Below are 20,257 nucleotides of genomic sequence, written 5' to 3' on the forward strand. Positions count from 1 at the left end.
AATTTGTACGAAATTTATTTTTAATAGTTTTCCCAACCTTTTAGACAAAACCGCACTCTATATACTAAAAACCGACTTATGAAAAATATACTATTTGTTTTCTTATTGTTTACTACTGCTTTATTTGCTCAAAAAAATGACAAAAACTGGGCTAAAGTTGTCGCTTATGAAAATGAAGGTAAAATAAAATCAGCAAATGAAATCGTTGACAAAATTTACAAAAAAGCAGTTTCAGCAAAAGACGAAGTACAAATGATAAAATGTTTTTTTTATCAATCGAAATATTTGCAGGTAGTTGACGAAAACGCAAAAACTAAAATTTTAGATCATCTTAAAACAGATATTAGCCGGGTTTCGATACCATCAAAAGCAATTTTGAATTTAATTTATGCAAAATGTTTAAATAGGTACTCTAATTATGACGAAGCTTATGCAGTTGTAGATAGTGCTGCGGCGGTAGTAGATGAAGCGGCTGCAATGATAGATTCTGCCAGTTTTACGGTAGATACTATAGCGGTAGCCATAGACACCACAGCAGTTGTTGATATGCAGGAAGATGATAAAGCAAGCATTGATTTTACATCTGAAAAAGAAGTAATAGCACTTTATGAAAAAACACTGGAAAATGAATCAATCCTTAAAAAAACATCTTTAAAAAAGTATCAGGCTATTTTTAGTTTTTTGACTTTAGAAAAGATAAAAAATGAAAACTTATATGATTATTTACTAAAAGAAAATATCGCGTTTTTTACTGAAAAAATTGAGCGATGGAAAATTGATAACAGCCAAATTCCAGCTTATAAAAATGAACTTTTAGGAAATTCAGAAGCCTTTTTAGCGCTTGAGCTCAATTTTATAAAAGAAGAAAATTTCAAAAAAGTACTTTCTCTATATAAAAAGCTCGAATCTGGCAATCCATCATTAGAAAACCAATTTGACCGCATTATTTTTTGTAGTGAATTTATGCCACAGCCCAATGAAGATTTGAAAACATTTTTAAATGAATTTCAACAACGTTCGAATGATCCCATTCTTACTCAGAAAATTCTATTAAAAAAAGCAGAAATTCTGCTTAGTCAGGCGTCGAAAGAATTACATCCTGATTATAATATCGAAGCGATAAAAATATACGACGAGATAATAAAATTGAATAATGAAACCAGTGCAGCTCAGACTGCTTTGGAGCAAAAACAATATGTTATTTCTAAATCATTAACTGCAAGGCTTCAAAAGTTCATTTATAATAAGGAGAATACCAGAGCTTTTATCACTTATAAAAATCTTGAGCATTTAAGAATATCATTCTACAAAATTGATCAAAAAAAACTCAGGAAATTTTTAGATTCATATTATGAAGAAGATAGTTTAGCTGCAGCCATTACAAAAAATCAAATTAAAATAGCTTCTAAAGACTATCAGCTTCAAAATAAAAAGGATTATTTTGAATATACGACAGAAGTTGTTTTACCACAACTGGAAACAGGAACGTATTTAGTTTATTTTGAAAGTGATTCTGATTCAAAAAAAGAGAAACCATTTTCTTATCAAACCATTACCGTTTCAAATTTAAGTATTCTGGCCTCCCAGGAAATCAACAAAGAAAATTTTCAGGTGCTGGACAGAAAAACAGGAAAACCTCTTGAAAATGTAACCATAAAATCTAAGCGTTATATTCTTAAAACAGATTCAAACGGACTAGCTTCTTATATTGGAGCAAATAACTACGATTACAATGAGCATTTAGAATTTTCATTGGCAAACGACACTATTTTACCCGAGAAAAATTATCTTAGATATACGCAGCAATACAATCAAACAGAAAACAATTCTTTAACAGGAAAAGTTGAGTTTTATCTGGACAGGGCAATTTATCGTCCGGGACAAACGGTTTACTATAAAGGAATTGCCATTAAAAAACAAAAAAACAAAACTAGTATTGTTGCCAATACCACTTTTAAAATTTTCGTAAGAGACACTAATTATCAAACGTTTAAAGAACTTGAAGTTATTACCAATGAATTTGGTTCTTTTTCAGGAGAATTCACTTTGCCTAAAAGCGGACTTACAGGTAATTTTAATATTTATGCAACGCAACCTGATAATTATAAAAAAGGAGATATTTCGTTTAAAAACAAACCAAATGCATCATTTTGGAAAACCGTAAGACTTGAAAACTCTCAAACTTATTTTAGGGTCGAAGAATACAAACGTCCAAAATTTAAAGTAGATTTTGATCCTAAAAAAGAAAGTTTTCAGGTCAATCAATCGATTAAAGTAAACGGAACTGCAAAAGCATTTGCCGGAAGCAACATTTCTGATGCAAAAGTAACTTACAAAGTAACTCGATTTACACGTTATGTGAGGAATTATAGTGATTATTGGGGGTACGAACAAAACGAAATTATAGCAACGGGCGAAACCAAAACAGATGCTTCTGGTAAATTTGTAATTGAATTTATTGCTGAACCTTCAAAAAATGCAATCAAAGAACAATTGCCTGTTTTTAGCTACAGTGTAGTTGCCGATGTCACTGATATTAATGGCGAAACACATACCTCAGAAACCACTGTAAAAGTGGGTTATCATGATTTGGTCATCAATGCCAGTATTCCGGGTAGTATTGAAACTAAAAACAAAAACGAAATCACGCTTACAAGTACCAATTTAAACGGAGAATTTTTAGCAGCCAAAGGCGAAATTAAATTGTATTTCGTTAGTCCGTTTTCTTATAAATTTAAAGAAAACTTGTGGCAAAAACCAGAAATCGAGAATATCTCAGCATCAGATTTTGAAAGATTGTTTCCTTATGAAATGGTAGAAATTAAAACAGATAAAGCAAACGAAGTTTTATTGTTTTCTAAAAAAGTAGACACCGAAAAAGACAAAAAAATAGTCTTGGATTTTATTTCAAATTATAAATCCGGAATTTATAAAATTGTATTTTCAGCAAAAGACACCTTCAATAATCCTATAGAATCTGTATCCACTTTCGAAATCAAACAAAGCAAAGATAAATTTAATCCAAGTAAATTATTTACAGCAGAGCAAATTAATACGGATCCAAAAAAAGATGGTTTTGTAGCAGTTAAACTTTCTTCTGTCATTCCTGATCTTTATATCACTACCAACGGAAATTATGGTAATCAAACCTATTTTGAAAATACGTATCATTTGCAAAACCATGAAGTAACAATCAAAGTTCCGCTAAAAAAAGAATTCGAAAAATCTGTTGGCATAAGTTTTCAAAGCATTTTCGACAACGAAATTTTTAATAACCAAATAGACGTTGCACTAAAAACACCAGAATCTAAACTTGAATTACTTGTAGAAAGTTTTAGAAATAAAATCGAACCCGGAAGTAAGGAAACCTGGTCGTTTAAACTAAAATCAATCAATGCAAAAACCGAAGCAGAAGTATTAGCCTCTATGTACGACAGCTCTTTAGACCAGTTTACAAAAAAGGACTGGAATAATAGCTTAAGTATATACAATTACCATTACAATTCTCCTAATTTTAAATCTGGTTTAGGTTTTGAACGAACATCTTCCTCTCTGGAAAATCTAAATGAATTTATTCCTCTAACTGAATTAAAAAATGATGAAACACGATTAAACTGGTTTGGTTTTGACTTCAATAATAGCCGATACGGTGATTCACTTGGCATCACGATAACCGAACTTAAAGATAAAAAAGTAGGCAGCGAAACTATTAAAGGAGATCCTGATGCTGTTTTAACTGTTGATGAAGCTGTTGGTGCTGGTGCTAATGCTATCGTAATCGAAGAAAATTCATCACTTTACAAAACTATGCCAGCTGCAGCGTTGAAAACACAAAAAGCCTTAATGTATAGTCGCCTTTCAGAAAAATCTTCTTTAAAAATAAAAGGCAGTGTAACAATTTCTGCTGATCTTTTGTATATAATTGATGGAGAAATTGCTTCTAAAAATGAGGCTAATAATTTAAATCCCGCAGACATTCTTTCAATGGATGTTTTAAAAGATGCGGCAGCAACAGCCCTTTATGGAAGCAAAGCAAAAAACGGCGCAATAATCATCACAACCAAAAAAGCATTAGAAGCTTTAACGCAAGTAAAAGCGAGGAAAAATCTGTCTGAAACTGCTTTCTTTTTACCTAATTTAAAAACAGACGCCAACGGAAAAGTAAGCTTCAACTTTACTTCCCCAGAAGCTTTAACGGCTTGGAAACTTCGTTTATTGGCACACAATAAAGATGCTGTTTCGGGTTACTTAGAAAAAAGCGTTGTAACGCAAAAAGAATTAATGGTTTTACCGAATTTCCCACGTTTCTTTAGAGAAAAAGATACTATTGTTATCTCGGCTAAGATTTCGAATGTTACTGATAAAGCCAAAACCGGAATCGCCATTTTACAATTCTTTGATGCCACAACCATGCAGCCGATTGATGCCAAAATGCTGAACGCAAAAAATGTTCGAAATTTCAATGTTGGTGCTTTTGGAAATACAACGGCGAGTTGGACCATTTCAATTCCGGAAGGTTTACAGGGGGTTCAATATAAAATTCTCGCCAAATCCGGAAATTTCTCCGATGGGGAAGAAAACATACTTCCTGTTTTAACGAACAAAATGCTGGTTACAGAAAGTATTCCTATTTGGGTTCGTGAGAATTCTACGAAAGAATATACGTTTGAAAATTTAAAAAACAATACCTCTTCTACTTTAAGAAACCATCAATTTACATTGGAATATACTTCGAATCCAACATGGATTGCGATTCAGTCTTTGCCTTATTTAATGGAATACGAACATGAGTGCGCTGAACAGACTTTTGCCCGTTTTTATTCGAATGCTTTGGCGTCCGAAATTATTTCTAGTAATCCGAAGATTGCAACTGTTTTTGAAGATTGGAGGAAAAATGGAAAACTAAATTCGAAATTAGAAGAAAACGAAGAATTAAAATCGATTATTTTGGCTGAAACGCCTTGGCTAAATGATGCCCAAAGCGAGAATGAAAAGAAAAAGAATCTAGCCCTGTTGTTTGATTTGGAGAAAATGAAAACCTCACAAGAAGCTACTTTTGATAAATTAAAACAAAAACAAAATCCATCCGGAGGATTTGCATGGTTTAACGGGGGCAACGAAAGCGAATACATTACCCGACATATTTTGGCTGGCCTGGGTCATCTATCCAAACTGAATAAAACAGAAAATACTAACACAAAAATTGATGCAATTGCCAAAACCGGAATTCCGTTCCTGGATAATAAATTCCTGGAATATTATAAAGGTCAGACGAAAAATTTAAAAACAACTGATAAACTTATATGGATCAATCCTTATTCTGATTTGCATTATTTATATACGAGAAGTTTTTATTTAGATAAATATCCGCTTTCAGATACTTTAAAAAAGGCAACTAAATTGTATTTGGAGACAGCTAAAAAAGATTGGCTAAATTATTCTATTTACGAAAAAGGCTTGGCTGCATTAGCTTTAAATCGTTTTGGAGAAAGTGATTCGGCTAAAAAAATCATTGAAAGTTTAAAAGAAACTTCTTCCAACAATGAAGATTGGGGAATGTACTGGATTGCCAATAAAGCAGGATGGTATTGGTATCAGGCTCCAATTGAAACTCAGGCTTTATTGATTGAGGCTTTCGCCGAAGTGAATCGCGATACCAAATCAGTAGATGCCATGAAGGTCTGGTTATTAAAAAACAAGCAAACCAAAAACTGGCCAACCACAAAATCAACTACCGAAGCCATTTATGCTTTATTAATGCAAGGAAATGATTGGCTTTCGGTAAAAGATAATACCATTATTAAAATTGGAGACCAAAAAATCCTGACCAAAAAAATATCTGAAAACGAAAAAGAAGCCGAAACTGGATACATCAAAATGAACTGGAAGGCTGATGAAGTTAAAAAAGAAATGGCTTCCATAAATATTCAGAACAAATCAAAAGTGCCTGGTTTTGGTGGCGTTTACTGGCAATATTTTGAAGATTTAGATAAAATCAAAACTAATTCAGGAGCTGTTTTATCGGTTTCGAAAGAGTTATATCTAAAAAAGAATACTATGAAAGGGGATCAACTAGAAAGAATCACCTCTAAAAACCCTTTAAAAACTGGTGATCTGGTTACCGTTCGATTAATTATTACTTCGAAAGAAGACACAGAATATGTTCATTTAAAAGATATGAGAGCTTCTTGTTTTGAACCTGTAAATGTACTTTCAGAGTATCAATACAAAGATCAATTGGGTTATTATATGAGTACGAAAGATGCTGCAACGCATTTCTTTTTTGACCGAATCAATAAAGGAACTTACGTATTAGAATATGATATTAGGGTAAATAACAGTGGCGAATTTTCCAACGGAATTACCACAATTGAAAGTATGTATGCTCCGGAATTTTCTAGTCATACAAAGGGGATTCGAGTAAAAGTTCAATAACAACTTTAATCTTAAATTTCAATAAAGAAATTCCAAATTCCAAAATACAGCCTTGTAGATTTTCTACATAAAAAAACCCGATAGATTTTAATCTATCGGGTTTCCTTTTCAATAAAAATTAGATTATTTAATAATCGTCATTTCATCAATAATGTTTTTAGCTCCTGCATATTTGTCAATAATCCAAAGTACATAACGAATATCTACGTTGATTGTTCTTTGCAATTTAGGATCAAAAATAACATCTCCAGCCATAGCTTCGATGTTTCCATCAAAAGCAATTCCAATTAACTCTCCTTTTCCGTTTAATACCGGAGAACCTGAATTTCCTCCTGTAATATCATTATCCGTTAAGAAGTTTACCGGCATATATCCTGCTTTATCAGCATATTGACCAAAATCTTTTGCTTTGTTTAATTCTAACAAACGCGCTGGTAAATCAAATTCCTGATCTCCTGCTTTATACTTTTTAACCATACTTTCCATAGTAGTATAGTTATTGATTTTAGCATCATTACGAGGGTCAGCTGGCAAAGCACGAACTTTTCCATAAGTCAATCTTAACGTTGAGTTTGCATCAGGATATTGAATAGCATTTAATTTTGATTCTCTTAAACCTTCAACCAATTTACGGTAAGCAATTGCAAAACCGTCATCAGCTTTTGACTGATCATCTGTCTTAGCACGGTATTTTGTCAATAAATCATTAGAAATAATATACAACGGATCGTGTACAATTGCTAATGGTTTAGGATCAGCCATAAATGCCAATACTTTATCTTTAGATGTGAAATAACTTACTTCAGTCGCTTTAGCAACATCAGCAGTAAAATCACCATTGTTTGCTGTTTTCATTTTAGCAACTTGTGGTGCTAAGCCATATTCTGCAGCTTTAGCAGCATATAAATTCAATTGTGCAGTTAACACATCTTTTTCAAGCGGTGCATAAAAGTCCCCATAAATGTTATCAATCATAGAGTTGATCTTAGGCAACATTTCGGCTTTTTTAGCATCGTTTTCATTATAGTAAGCGATCAAGGCATTACCTAAAGTTGCCGGAGCAGTTGCATAACCTGAAGTACGTAAAACTTGAGATAGATAATTATCATGACGCGCTTTTAAGTTCGTTTCTTTATAATAATCATTAATCGTCGGAATTACATTTTCGTATTTTTCTTTGTTAGCTGGTTTAGCAGCCCACTCGTAAAATTTATCTTCCTGAGCCGATTTTGTTTCTGCAGTTCCGGCTTTAGTCAAAGCATCAATCATTCCCTGACGGTTTTTCCAGTAATTTGCAGTTGAAGCATATTTAGAAGCATATTGCAAACGAACTGTTGCATCTTTGTCCATATACTTTTTCATTTGGTCCATTCCGGTTTTTGCACCTTCAACCCAAGCAGGATAAGCAAACTTTACGTTTTGCTCAATTCCACCAGCTGGCATCCAACGATTTGTTCTTCCCGGATAACCAAGGATCATCGCAAAATCATTTTCTTTAACTCCTTTAATACTTACAGGCAAATAATGTTTTGGCTGTAAAGGCACATTATCTTTTGAATACGCTGCAGGGTTTCCAGCTTTATCAGCATATACTCTAAACATAGAGAAATCTCCTGTTTGACGAGGCCATTCCCAGTTGTCAGTGTCTCCACCAAATTTACCAACACTTTCCGGTGGTGTTCCTACTAAACGAACGTCTGTGTAATCCTGGTAAACGAAATAGTAATATTCATTCCCTTGAAAGAAAGGGCGAACAGAAACGGTATATTTTCCACCTTCGTTATTTTCCTTTTCGATCAAAGCAATTTCTTGCTGAATGATTTTGTTTCTTTCTGTTTCTGTCATTGTATCGTTTACTTTTGACAAAATTCTTTTAGAAACGTCATCCATACGAACAAAGAAACGAACGTATAAAGATTTTGGTTTCATTTCGGCACTTCTTTCTTTTGCCCAAAAACCATCTTTCAAATAATTTTGTTCTGCTGTAGAAAGTTCAGCAATTGCATTGTAACCACAGTGGTGATTGGTTAAAACTAATCCGTCTTTAGAAACGATTTCAGCTGTACAGCCTCCATTAAATTGTACAATCGCATCTTTTAAACTATGATGATTGATACTGTAAATTTCTTCGGCTGTTAATTGCAAGCCCATTTTTTCCATATCTCTATGGTTCAATCTTTCGATAAACATCAAAAACCACATTCCTTCGTCAGCTCTTGCAGGAAAAGCCATAAGGCACATGGTAAAGAATAAAACTATTTTTTTCATGTTATTTTGTTTAAGTGATGCGAATATAATTCATTTTCGCAATTATTACATTCCTTGAACTCTTAAAATAAAATATACTGGTACGTTTTTATCTTTTTTTTACGAATTTAACATTACTGAAAATAAAAAAGGCGCTCTGAAAACAGAACGCCTTTAAAAAATATTTTAAGACTTTTACTCGTTAAGCATTTTCCAAAGCTTGTCTTTCAAATCAGTCAAACCTTGTTGAGCAACTGATGAAATAAACATGTATGGAATATCTTTGAAAGCGACATCAAGTTCAACTTTTAATTCAGCTTTCAATTCATCATCCAGCATATCACATTTTGAAATTACCAAAAGACGTTCTTTATCCAGCATCTCTGGATTGTACTTCGTCAATTCATTAACCAAAATATCATATTCTGCTTTAATGTCTGGCGTATCAACCGGAACTAAAAATAACAAAGTTGAATTACGCTCAATGTGACGCAAGAAATAATGTCCTAACCCTTTTCCTTCAGCAGCACCTTCAATAATTCCGGGAATATCAGCAATTACAAAAGATTGAAAATCTCTGTAAGCTACAATTCCTAAGTTTGGCTTTAAAGTTGTAAACGGATAATCGGCAATTTTTGGTTTTGCGGAAGTCAGTACAGACAATAAAGTTGATTTTCCAGCATTTGGAAAACCTACCAATCCAACATCAGCCAAAACTTTAAGTTCCAAAATTACGTCCATTTCTACACCCGGTAAACCTGGTTGTGCATAACGTGGCGTTTGGTTTGTTGAACTTCTAAAGTGCCAGTTTCCTAAACCACCTTTTCCACCTTTAGAAAGGATTCTTTTTTCGCCGTCTTCGGTGATTTCGAATAAGGTTTCTCCCGTTTCCTTATCTTTTACGACAGTTCCTAAAGGTACTTCGATAAATTTATCATCTCCATCAGCACCGGTACTACGGTCTCCTCCTCCATCTCCACCGTGACCAGCTTTAATGTGACGCGCAAATTTTAAGTGAAATAATGTCCACAAACCTTTATTCCCCACTAAATATACGTGTCCACCACGACCGCCATCTCCACCGTCCGGACCTCCTTTTTCAATAAATTTCTCTCTATGTAAATGCGTAGATCCTTTTCCTCCCTTTCCGGATGAAACATATATCTTAACGTAATCTACAAAATTTCCTTCTGTCATTGTTTTAAATTTCAGATTTTAGATTTTAGATTTTAGATTTCTCTAAACCTTAATTTCTAACTTCTATTATTTTTTGTATTCAGTCTCAGTTAAGGTTTTCAGTGAATACATTGACTGAAAACTATTATTTATGTATGATCGTTTCAAGTTTCAGGTTTCAAGTTTCAAGTTTTGTACTAACCTGAAACTTGAAACTTTAAACCTGAAACAAATTTTCCTCTACTCTTTTAGAGCTTTTACTAATACTTTATCAATCTTTACACCATCCATGTCCAGCACTTCAAGCACAAATTTTTGCCAATATAATTTTTCGCCTTCTTTTGGAATATGTGAAAGCTCGGTCATAATCATTCCGCTTACGGTATTTACTTCGTAATCGTTTGTCAATTCGTCTAACTCAAAATAAGTTAGAAAATCGTGCAATGAATAATGTCCGTCAACCAGCCATGAACCATCTTCTCTTTCGATCAATTGGAATTCATCTTTATAAAAATCAGATGCATCTCCAACTAAAGCTTCCAGAATATCATTCAACGTAATAATTCCCTGAAAAACGCCATATTCATCCGAAACCAAAGCATAATGTACTCCTGTTCTTTTGAAATTTTCCAATGCTTTGTAAGCCGTTGTCTGTTCCATTAAATAAGGAGGATCTGTCATAATTGCCGACAAATCGAAATGATCGCTTTCTATATTGGCGAATATATTTTTAAGCGTTACAATTCCGACAATATCATCGTAATTGTCATTATAAATTGGATAAACTGTATGCAGATCTTCTAAAACCAATGTTTTGATTTTGTCTTTATCGGCATTTAATGGCAGCATATCTACCGATTTACGGTGCGTCATTAACGAATTTACTTTTCGGTCGCCAATATGAAAAACACGCTCCACAATATCTTGTTCAATTTCCTGAACTTCTCCGCCTTCGGTTCCTTCTTTTATAATGGCTTTAATTTCTTCTTCGGTTACTTTACCGTCTGCTGAAGGTTTTATTTGTAAAACATTCAATAAAAAATCAGTTGAAGAAGTTAATAACCAAATAAATGGAGCCGTAATAATAGATACTATTTTCATTGGCAATGCTACCGCTTTTGCAATGGCTTCCGGATAATTTAATCCAATTCTTTTTGGCAATAATTCGCCTAAAACCAAAGAGAAAAAGGTTAAAACGACAACCACAATTCCCACTGCCACTGAATGCGCATAAGGTTTTAAAACGGCAAAACCGGCTACAAAAGCTTCAACATCCATTGTGATTTTATCTCCACTGTAAATACCGGTCAAAATTCCGATTAAGGTAATCCCGATTTGTACTGTAGATAAAAACTTGTTTGGAGAATTGGCTAAATCCAATGCAATTTTCGCGCTTTTATTCCCTTTTTTTGCAGCAGTTTCCAATCTGTTTTTTCTAGCCGAAATCAATGCGATTTCTGACATCGAGAAAACTCCGTTTAATAGTATTAGAAAAAATATTATTAGTATTTCCAATTTGTGGCTTGTTCGTTATTTATTTGGTCGTTAAATATAATTGTAATCATGATGCCTTTTAGCCCAGATGGAAGAGTAAAGCCCGGAGCTAAAAAAACTAATTTTTCTTGCCAGAAAACAGCGACCGGAGGAAGCTCGTTTTAGGGTTAGAAAAATAGTTTTTTTAGCGAGGACTTGAAACGTACAGCTGGAATAGCTTCTACAAATTATCTATAACTGACGTTAATCGCTCTGTAATTTCTTCGATAGTTCCGATACCGTTTACGGCATGAAACTTATTTTGTGCTTTATAATATCCAATTAATGGAGCTGTTTTTTCGTTGTATTCCTGATATCTTACACGAATTTTTTCTTCGTCCTGATCATCAACTCTTCCACTTGTTTTTCCTCTTTCAAGTAAACGCGCTACCAAAATTTCATCGTCAGCTTCTAATGCAATAGTTGCCGTCACACTTGATCCGATTGTTGGTAAAAATTTATCTAAAGCTTCAGCCTGATCTAAAGTTCTTGGGTAACCGTCGAACAAAAATCCGTTTGAATCTAAATGTTTATTCACTTCATCAATTAACATTGCAGTTGTAACTTCGCAAGGAACCAATTCTCCATTGTCCATAAAAACTCTTGCTCTTTTACCTAAATCTGTATCATTTTTTAAATTAAAACGAAAAATATCTCCTGTTGAAAGATGTGTTAATTTGTATTTCTCTTTTAAAAATTCTGCCTGAGTTCCTTTTCCCGCTCCTGGCTTTCCAAATAAAACGATGTTAATCATAATGTGAGTGTTACTTGACTTCTTATTTTCATGTAAGAAGTTTAAAATGAATATTATAGTTGTGTTTTGTTTAATTTATTCAGCCAATTTATAGACTTCGGTCAAATTTCTTCCTAAACCATCGTAGTCCAAACCATAACCCACGATGAATTTATCTGGAATCCTGATTCCGATGTAATCAATTTTAATGTCTTTTTTATACGCTTCGGGTTTAAAAAACAAAGTTGCAATTTTAAAATGCTTTACGTTTTGTTGTTTAAACAAATGTTTTAGTTCTTCGATTGTATTTCCGGTGTCAATAATATCTTCAATTATCACTACGGTTCTACCTGAAAGATCCTGATTGATTCCGATTAATTCTTTGACAACATTAGTCGATTCAGTTCCTTCGTAAGATGCCATTTTGATGAATGAAACCTCGCATGGTCTTTTGTATTTTTTCAGAAAATCGCTTACAACCATAAATGCACCATTCAAAACGCCAATAAAAATTGGAGTATCGTCTCCAAAATCATCTTCTACTTGTGCAACTATTTTGGTTAAAGCAAAATCAATTTCCTTAGCCGAAATAAACGGAACAAATTGTTTATCGTGAAGTTGTATCATTATTTTTGATTTTAAAATAATGCGCAAAGATACAGAATTACAACCAAATTGTTCGTATCAAATTATATGGATACGATGACTTTTTTAAGAATGTTAAATATCACTTAATATTTACAAATCTTTTGTTAAGGTCATTTTTAATTTTATTAAATTGTTGTCTATTAAAATTTTAACTCAAAAACATAATGAAAACTACGATACAATTATTATCCATGTCGTTATTAACCGTAATGACGGCCTGTCAGGGACAAGTAAAAAAAGAAGAAAAAGAAGCCTTGGCAAAACAACCGTCAACTGTTGTAAAAACTGCCATTGGAGACCTGACTTTGCCTCCGCCTTTTGCAACGGAATCTACATCAAAAAATAGTAAAGTAATAGGCTGGCCGGAAGGAAAAACACCAACAGCGCCGGAAGGTTTCACGGTAACAAAATTTGCTGATGGTTTTGAAAACCCGCGTTGGACCTATATCGCACCAAATAATGACATTTTTGTTGTAGAAAGCGGAACAAGAACGAGCAAAAACCAGATTATAGTACTTCGCGACAAAGACAAAGACGGAAAATTTGAAACCCGTGAAGTTTTTATAAAAGATCTGAACAGACCTTTTGGAATGCTGGTTCTAAAAGACTTTTTCTATATCGCCAACACCGACGGACTATACAAATATCCCTATAAAAATAATCCGTTAAAATTAGAAACAAAAGGTGTAAAAATCCTCGAACTTCCTGCCGGAGGATACAACAATCACTGGACAAGAAATATAATTTCCAATACCGACGGATCAAAAATTTATGTTTCTGTAGGTTCCGGAAGTAATGTGGCTGAACATGGAATCGATAAAGAAGTTCGTCGCGCCGATATCCTAGAAATTAATCCTGACGGAACTGGCGAAAAAATCTATGCTTCGGGACTTCGAAATCCGGTTGGAATGGATTGGAATCCGGTAAACAAAGAACTTTGGACCGCCGTTAACGAGCGTGACGAATTGGGAGACGATTTAGTTCCGGATTATATTACGAGCGTAAAAAGAGATGGTTTTTATGGATGGCCGTATTCTTATTTCGGAAATATTCCTGACCCAAGAATGAAAGGCGAAAGAAAAGATTTAGTAGAAAAAGCAATTGTTCCTGATGTTCCGGTTGGTGCTCACACAGCTTCGTTGGGGTTGGCGTTTTACACAAAAGATAAATTTCCGGCAAAATATAAAAATGGAGCTTTTGTTGGCCAACATGGTTCCTGGAATCGTTCTAAAATCTCAGGTTATAAAGTTTTATTTGTTCCTTTTAAAGACGGAAAACCTTCAGGAAAACCAGAGGATTTTTTGACTGGTTTTATTTCTGATAATGACAAAGCTGAAGTTTATGGACGTCCGGTTGCGGTTACGGTTATGAATGATGGATCGCTTTTAGTAAATGATGATAGTGGAAATACGATTTGGAAAGTTACGGCTAATAAATAAATTTCAATTTTATTGAATTAAATATTCTTGACAAATAATTTTACCGCAAAGAACGCTAAGGTATTTTCTGTAATTTTTATAAAAATGCAAAGTTCGCAAAGCTTTGTATTGAAATAGCTTTGCGAACTTTGCATTTTTACAAAACTAAAGTTAGGTTATAAATCTTAGCGTTCTTTGCGGTTAATTTTTTTTCATGTTTCAACCAATTCTTTTATGCTTTTAAAAAAATATTGTTTTCTCCTTCTTCTCACAATTGTTTTCCAAAACACTTTTGCCCAAGAAGGAAAAAGCAAATCTATTGATTCTGTGAAAACAGAAAAACTGGAAGAAGTTATTATCAGTTCCTTTCATATTAATGATAGTTTGCAGAATGCTCCGGCTTCGATTGGAATTTTATCCAAAAAAGAACTGACGCAAAATAATGCCACAGATATCACGACTGTCGTGAATACAATTCCGGGTGTTTTTATGCAATCGTCAAATTTTACGACAACCCGAATTTCGATTCGTGGAATTGGCGCGCGAACGCCTTACGGAACGAATAAAATAAGAGCTTTTTATGGCAGTATTCCGCTGACTTCCGGAAATAGTGAAACGGTTATTGATGATATTGATTTGGAGAACCTCAACCAGATTGAAATTATCAAAGGCCCGCTTTCGAGTATTTATGGTGCTGGTTTGGGCGGTGCGATTTTGATTTCTCCACAACTTTCAAAAAATAAAGGGCAAACTGCGGGAATAAATTCCACTTTTGGTTCTTTTGGATTATTGAAAAACACTTTGAATTATAGCTTAAATGAGAAAAGTTCCAGCCTGAATTTGAGTTATCACAATCTAAAATCAGATGGCTGGCGCGAAAACAGTTCTTATAAACGAGAAGGAATTACGCTTGCCGGAGAATTATTCAGAAGACAAAACAGCAAACTGACTTACTTTACCAATTATACATATTTAAAAGCTTTTATTCCGAGTTCGATCAGTAAAGAAGTTTACGATTCAAATCCGCAATTGGGTGCTCCGACCTGGGTGGCTTCAAAAGGATTTAAGGAATACAAATCGACTTTGGCAGGTTTGGCTTATGATTTTAAGATTACTGATAATCTGAATAATTCAACTTCTGTTTTTATCAATTATAAAGACAGCAACGAACCGCGACCTTTTGATATTTTACGTCAATATACGTTTGCAACCGGAGCAAGAACGCAATTTTCAGGGAATTTCGAAATTGGAAATTTGAAGAATCAATTCATTTTCGGAATGGAATATTTTACTGATAACTACAACGGAAATACATTCGAAAATTTATACAAACAAAATAACGGACAAGGAAGTTTGCAAGGAAAGCAATTGACGGAAAGCGATCAGAAAAGACATTTTTACAATATATTTTCGCAGATCAGATCGTTGCTTTCGGAAAAACTCGAACTTCAATTTGGTCTGAATTATAATGAAACGCATTTTGAGCTAACGAACTTTCTTCCGCAAAAAACTTCAACAGAAAAATACAGTTATGACGGCATTTTTTCGCCTCAACTTTCTTTATTATTCAAACCAAATCAGCAACAAACACTATATTTTTCTGCAAGCCGCGGATTTTCATTGCCAGCAACCGAAGAAACGCTGACCAGCAACGGAACTATCAATCCGGACATCAAACCTGAAAACGGTTATAATTTTGAATTGGGTGGAAAATTCTACTTCTTCAACAAAAATCTTTACACTGAAATTGCGGTTTACCGAATGGAAATTAAAGATTTATTAGTCGCCAAAAGAATCGGCGATGATCAGTATGAAGGCGTAAATGCCGGCAAAACATTGCATGAAGGAATTGAAATTACGTTGAAACACAATTGGCAAATGAATCGATTTTTTAATCTGAATTCTTATGTTGGAACTTCTATCGGAAAATATGAATTTAAAGAATTCGTTGACAGCGGAAATGATTATTCCGGCAATAAATTAACCGGAGTTCCTGCCAATAAAGTCAATGCGGGATTGATTTTAAATACCCGTTTTGGAATTTATTTGAATGCCGATTACCAATTTGTAGATGAAATTCCAATGAACGATGCTAATTCGGCTTTCTCCGATTCCTATACTATTTTCAATTTGAAAACCGGTTATAGTTTTGAAATTCTACATAATTTAAACAGCAATTTAGCTTTCGGAATCAATAATGTGACGAATGAAAAATATGCATCTTTAATTCTGCCAAATGCGCTTCCGGTCGGGACTTCTTCTCCAAGATATTATTATCCGGGTCTTCCACTAAATTACTACGGAAATATCTCATTAAATTACCTATTTTAGTCGCAGAATTAAATCAATAAAAATGTCATCTGACCTTCAAAAGAAACTCGAATACGTTAGTGCTTACAGAGAAAATCGTCTGAAAGTAGCGCAGGAAATTTTAGAAAATCCTGCTTTATTTGATGAATTAGTTTCTATTTGTTTTTCTCCATCAGACAAAAACAACCACAAAGCCTGTTGGATTTTAGAATTTGTATCTTACGAAGAATTGATTTGGCTTCAGCCTCATCTTGATTTTTTCTTCTCTAATTTGAAGAATTTGAAAGATGAAAGTGCCATTCGTCCAATTGCAAAAGTGACGCAGCTTTTAGTGAAATCACATTATAAAAAAGATGAAAACTGTATAATTCTTTCTGAAGGAAATCTTCAGGATTGCATTGAAGCTTCTTTCGATTGGCTGATCAATGATGTAAAGGTGGCCACAAAAGCTTATTCGATAAGAACATTATATGTGTTAGGGAATTATTATGATTGGATTCATCCAGAACTAAAAATTATTCTGGATAAAGATTATGGCGATCATTCTGCTGCATATAAAGCGGTGGCACGCGAAGTTTTGAAGAAAATAAAATAGCATTTTCCTATTCAATCATTATAAAGTATCTTTGCGCATCACAAACACACAACAATGAATTATTTTTCTTCTGATTTTAAATTAGGAATATTAGGCGGTGGACAATTAGGCAAAATGCTTTTGTTTGACACGCGAAAATTTGACATACAAACTTATGTTTTAGATCCGAGTGACGAAGCTCCGAGCAAAATTGCCTGCAACAAATTCTTTCAGGGCGATTTAATGGATTATGAAACGGTTTACAATTTTGGAAAACAGGTTGATGTTTTGACTTTCGAAATTGAATTGGTTAATCTTGAAGCTTTAACGCAATTAGAAAATGAAGGCCTAAAAGTGTATCCTTCTCCAAAAACCTTAAAAGGAATTCAGAATAAGGGAATCCAAAAACAATTTTACGCAGAAAATAATATCCCAACTGCACCTTTTGAAAGATTTGAAAATTTAGACAATCTAAAATCTAAAATCAATGATTTAAAATTGCCTTTCGTGTGGAAATGCACCGAATTTGGATACGACGGAAATGGCGTAAAAGTAATCCGTCAGGTTGCTGATTTAGACAGTTTACCAAATGTGGAATGTATTGCAGAAACAATGATTCCGTTCAAAAATGAATTGGCCGTTATTGTTTGCAGAAATCCATCAGGAGAAATAAAAACCTATCCGGTTGTTGAAATGGAATTCCATCCAGAAGCCAATCAGGTAGAATACGTAATTTGCCCGGCAAGAATCGACGAAAAAGTAGCCGAAAAAGCCAGAGCAATTGCTTTGAATGTTTCTGAGAAATTCAATCACGTTGGACTTTTAGCAGTGGAAATGTTTCAAACTAACGATGATGAAATCTTAGTAAATGAAGTCGCTCCTCGCCCACACAATTCAGGACATTATTCTATTGAAGCAAGTTATACTTCGCAATTTGAAAATCATATACGTGCGATTCTGGATCTTCCGTTAGGAAACACAGACAGTAAAGTTGCCGGTGTTATGGTAAATTTAGTGGGTGCTGAAGGTTTTTCCGGAGATGTAGTATACGAAAACATCGAAACCATTTTAGGATGGAACGGTGTTACGCCTCACATTTACGGTAAAAAACAAACCAGACCTTTCAGAAAAATGGGTCACGTTACGATTGTAAACGAAGACATGGCTGAAGCCAGAAGAATTGCAGAAGAAGTTAAGAATACTATTAGAGTGATCAGTTGTCAGTAATCTTACAAAGATTTTAATTAGATTTGTAAAAACTCAATAAATGAAAATTTCAAAATTACATATCGATCAATTTAGACATTTAGAAAATCTAGATTTTGATTTTACTTATCAAAGTGGCGAACGTAAAGGTGAAATCTTAGATAAAATATGTTTTATTGGACAAAGTGCTACTGGAAAAACTAGTTTATTAGATTTAATTTTTGATTGTAGTAAACAAGCATTAAATTCACAAGTTATTCAGGATAAATATTTAATGGGTCATGAAATCTTAAATGGTGAAATTCAATTTAAAATAAATAGCGATTTCTATATTCACAAACAAGATACTGTAACTTTTAAAAATAAATTATATACAATAGCAAATGCTAGTGGCAGCATTTATCCAATTGTCCCATATGAAGATAGAAAAGCTACAATCTATTTCAAATCAAATTTAATATCAGATAAAAACATTGATATTTTTACAGAAAATCCTATTGATATTTTTGAAAAATATAATCAGCTTACATCAATTAAACTTGAAAACTTACTAGAACCACATGAATATACAACATTGTTCGATGATAATGTTAAACCTGAAATGTGGATTCTTCTATTACAAGAAATTCTAGAATATAGAAAAAAATTCAATCAAAAAATGTCTGAATTAATTCATAAAGGACTTCTTGCTAATCCAAAAAAATTAAGTTTAGAATTTGAAAATTGGCAAAAAGATAATCCTAATAAATTAAAATCTTTTGCTGAAAAATTCAATCCTATCATAGAAAAATTAAATTTAGAAATAGATTTAGTGAATACTGAATTTACAATTCCTATATTAAATAAAAGAACTGAAGAAACAATTCCGATTCAAAACACAAGCACTGGAACTAAAGGATTATTGTTGTCTTTTTTACCTCTATTTAAATTACACACCAAGGATTCAATTATCCTACTTGATGAACCGGAGCGTTCTTTATATCCAGATATGCAAATGGATTTGATAGATAATTACAAAAAACTTGCATCAGAAGCGCAATATATTATTGCTACTCATTCCCCTTTTGTTGCTGCGTCATTTGAACCAGACGAGCGCTTTATTTTATATTTCGATAAAGAAGGAAAAGTTGCCGTTCGTAGAGGAAGTTCTCCTATTGGAGATGATCCAAATGATATGCTTTACAATGATTTCGGAATTAATTACATTAACAAATACGGACAACAAAAACATCAAGAATACTTAGACTTAAAGCAAAAAATACACTTTGAAAATGATCCTAAAAAGAAAGAAGAGATTTCAGAGCAGCTAGAAAAACTAGGAGAAGAATATAATTTCTAATTTATGAAAAGAATTTTTAAAAATCCTTCTTCTGAAATCATCAGCAAAAGAATAATTTACAAAAATGGCAATAATAAAAAGTTAGCTTCTATTCTTTTAAAAGAACAAAAAAACTTCTGTGCTTATACAGAAGAATACATAGGACTCAATGACGCTGTTGATATTGAGCATTTTAATCCTAACTTAAAATATTCAGAAACAGATTCCTATCAAAATTGGTTTATGGTTAAACACAAACCAAATAATCTTAAAAGAACCTCTTGGATTGAGCCTATACTCAATCCAGTTGATAAGAACTTTGAAACAAGGTTAATTTATTCTGATGGTTATTTTTTACATAATCCTGAAGATATTGAAGCAAAAAACTTAATTGATCTTTTAAATTTAAATGATGAAATTTTTGTAAAAAACAGAAAGCGATTTATTGAAAGACGAAAAGAAAGAATCGCTGAAAAGGAAGTATCTCCTTTTGATTATTTTGCTGAGAAAATAGAAAACGAAATAGAATCCTTGAAATATTTGAGGGCAATTCAAGAAGAATTTGAAATTGACATTTGGAACATGATTCCAGAGTAAGAATAATTATAAAATCAGTTTTCAGTCACAGCAAAAACCTGAAACTTGAAACAAATAAAACA

Annotated in this window: 12 protein-coding genes; 7 read left to right on the forward strand and 5 right to left on the reverse strand. The window is 33.2% G+C overall.

What is annotated here, in order from left to right; genetic code table 11:
* The first annotated feature begins 78 nt into the window (after nt 1–78).
* Entirely contained in the window at nt 79–6,435 is a 6,357-nt protein-coding gene (locus IRZ99_RS10885; RefSeq protein WP_194657285.1) for an alpha-2-macroglobulin, read from the forward strand.
* Nucleotides 6,436–6,558: 123 nt separating this feature from the next.
* Here the strand turns inward: IRZ99_RS10885 and IRZ99_RS10890 are convergent, their stop codons facing one another.
* From IRZ99_RS10890 to hpt, 5 genes are all read right to left on the reverse strand, one after another.
* Nucleotides 6,559–8,703 (reverse strand): S46 family peptidase, encoded by a 2,145-nt coding sequence (locus IRZ99_RS10890; protein ID WP_194657286.1) that lies wholly within the window; start codon nt 8,701–8,703, stop codon nt 6,559–6,561.
* A gap of 174 nt (nt 8,704–8,877) precedes the next feature.
* Entirely contained in the window at nt 8,878–9,879 is a 1,002-nt protein-coding gene (gene obgE / locus IRZ99_RS10895) for a GTPase ObgE (RefSeq protein WP_194657287.1), read from the reverse strand.
* 219 nt (nt 9,880–10,098) lie between these two features.
* The gene (locus IRZ99_RS10900) at nt 10,099–11,373 is read right to left on the reverse strand and encodes a hemolysin family protein (protein ID WP_194657288.1); all 1,275 of its coding nucleotides are present in this window, start codon (nt 11,371–11,373) and stop codon (nt 10,099–10,101) included.
* 199 nt (nt 11,374–11,572) lie between these two features.
* On the reverse strand, nt 11,573–12,145 hold the full coding sequence (locus tag IRZ99_RS21195) for an adenylate kinase (RefSeq protein WP_026982979.1): 573 nt from the start codon (nt 12,143–12,145) through the stop codon (nt 11,573–11,575).
* Nucleotides 12,146–12,220: 75 nt separating this feature from the next.
* Entirely contained in the window at nt 12,221–12,751 is a 531-nt protein-coding gene (gene hpt, locus IRZ99_RS21200) for a hypoxanthine phosphoribosyltransferase (protein ID WP_228519072.1), read from the reverse strand.
* A 185-nt stretch (nt 12,752–12,936) separates the two neighbouring features.
* On the opposite strand from hpt, the gene IRZ99_RS10910 reads away from it, so the two are divergent.
* The 6 genes from IRZ99_RS10910 to IRZ99_RS10935 all read left to right on the forward strand — a co-directional run bounded on the left by IRZ99_RS10910 (nt 12,937) and on the right by IRZ99_RS10935 (nt 20,195).
* Nucleotides 12,937–14,211 (forward strand): sorbosone dehydrogenase family protein, encoded by a 1,275-nt coding sequence (locus tag IRZ99_RS10910; protein ID WP_194657289.1) that lies wholly within the window; start codon nt 12,937–12,939, stop codon nt 14,209–14,211.
* Nucleotides 14,212–14,517: 306 nt separating this feature from the next.
* Nucleotides 14,518–16,521, forward strand: a complete 2,004-nt coding sequence (locus IRZ99_RS10915; RefSeq protein ID WP_370527661.1) for a TonB-dependent receptor — start codon at nt 14,518–14,520, stop codon at nt 16,519–16,521.
* 22 nt (nt 16,522–16,543) lie between these two features.
* Entirely contained in the window at nt 16,544–17,095 is a 552-nt protein-coding gene (locus IRZ99_RS10920) for a hypothetical protein (RefSeq protein ID WP_194657291.1), read from the forward strand.
* A gap of 54 nt (nt 17,096–17,149) precedes the next feature.
* Nucleotides 17,150–18,301 carry a 5-(carboxyamino)imidazole ribonucleotide synthase gene (locus IRZ99_RS10925; protein WP_194657292.1) on the forward strand — a complete coding sequence of 384 codons (1,152 nt, stop codon included), beginning with the start codon at nt 17,150–17,152 and terminating at the stop codon, nt 18,299–18,301.
* Nucleotides 18,302–18,341: 40 nt separating this feature from the next.
* Nucleotides 18,342–19,619 carry an ATP-dependent endonuclease gene (locus IRZ99_RS10930; protein WP_194657293.1) on the forward strand — a complete coding sequence of 426 codons (1,278 nt, stop codon included), beginning with the start codon at nt 18,342–18,344 and terminating at the stop codon, nt 19,617–19,619.
* Nucleotides 19,620–19,622: 3 nt separating this feature from the next.
* A complete protein-coding gene (locus tag IRZ99_RS10935) occupies nt 19,623–20,195 on the forward strand; it encodes an HNH endonuclease domain-containing protein (protein ID WP_194657294.1) in 573 nt (190 codons plus the stop codon).
* Nucleotides 20,196–20,257: the final 62 nt, after the last annotated feature.

The sequence above is a fragment of the Flavobacterium sp. LC2016-12 genome (genome assembly GCF_015351595.1).
GTDB lineage: Bacteria > Bacteroidota > Bacteroidia > Flavobacteriales > Flavobacteriaceae > Flavobacterium.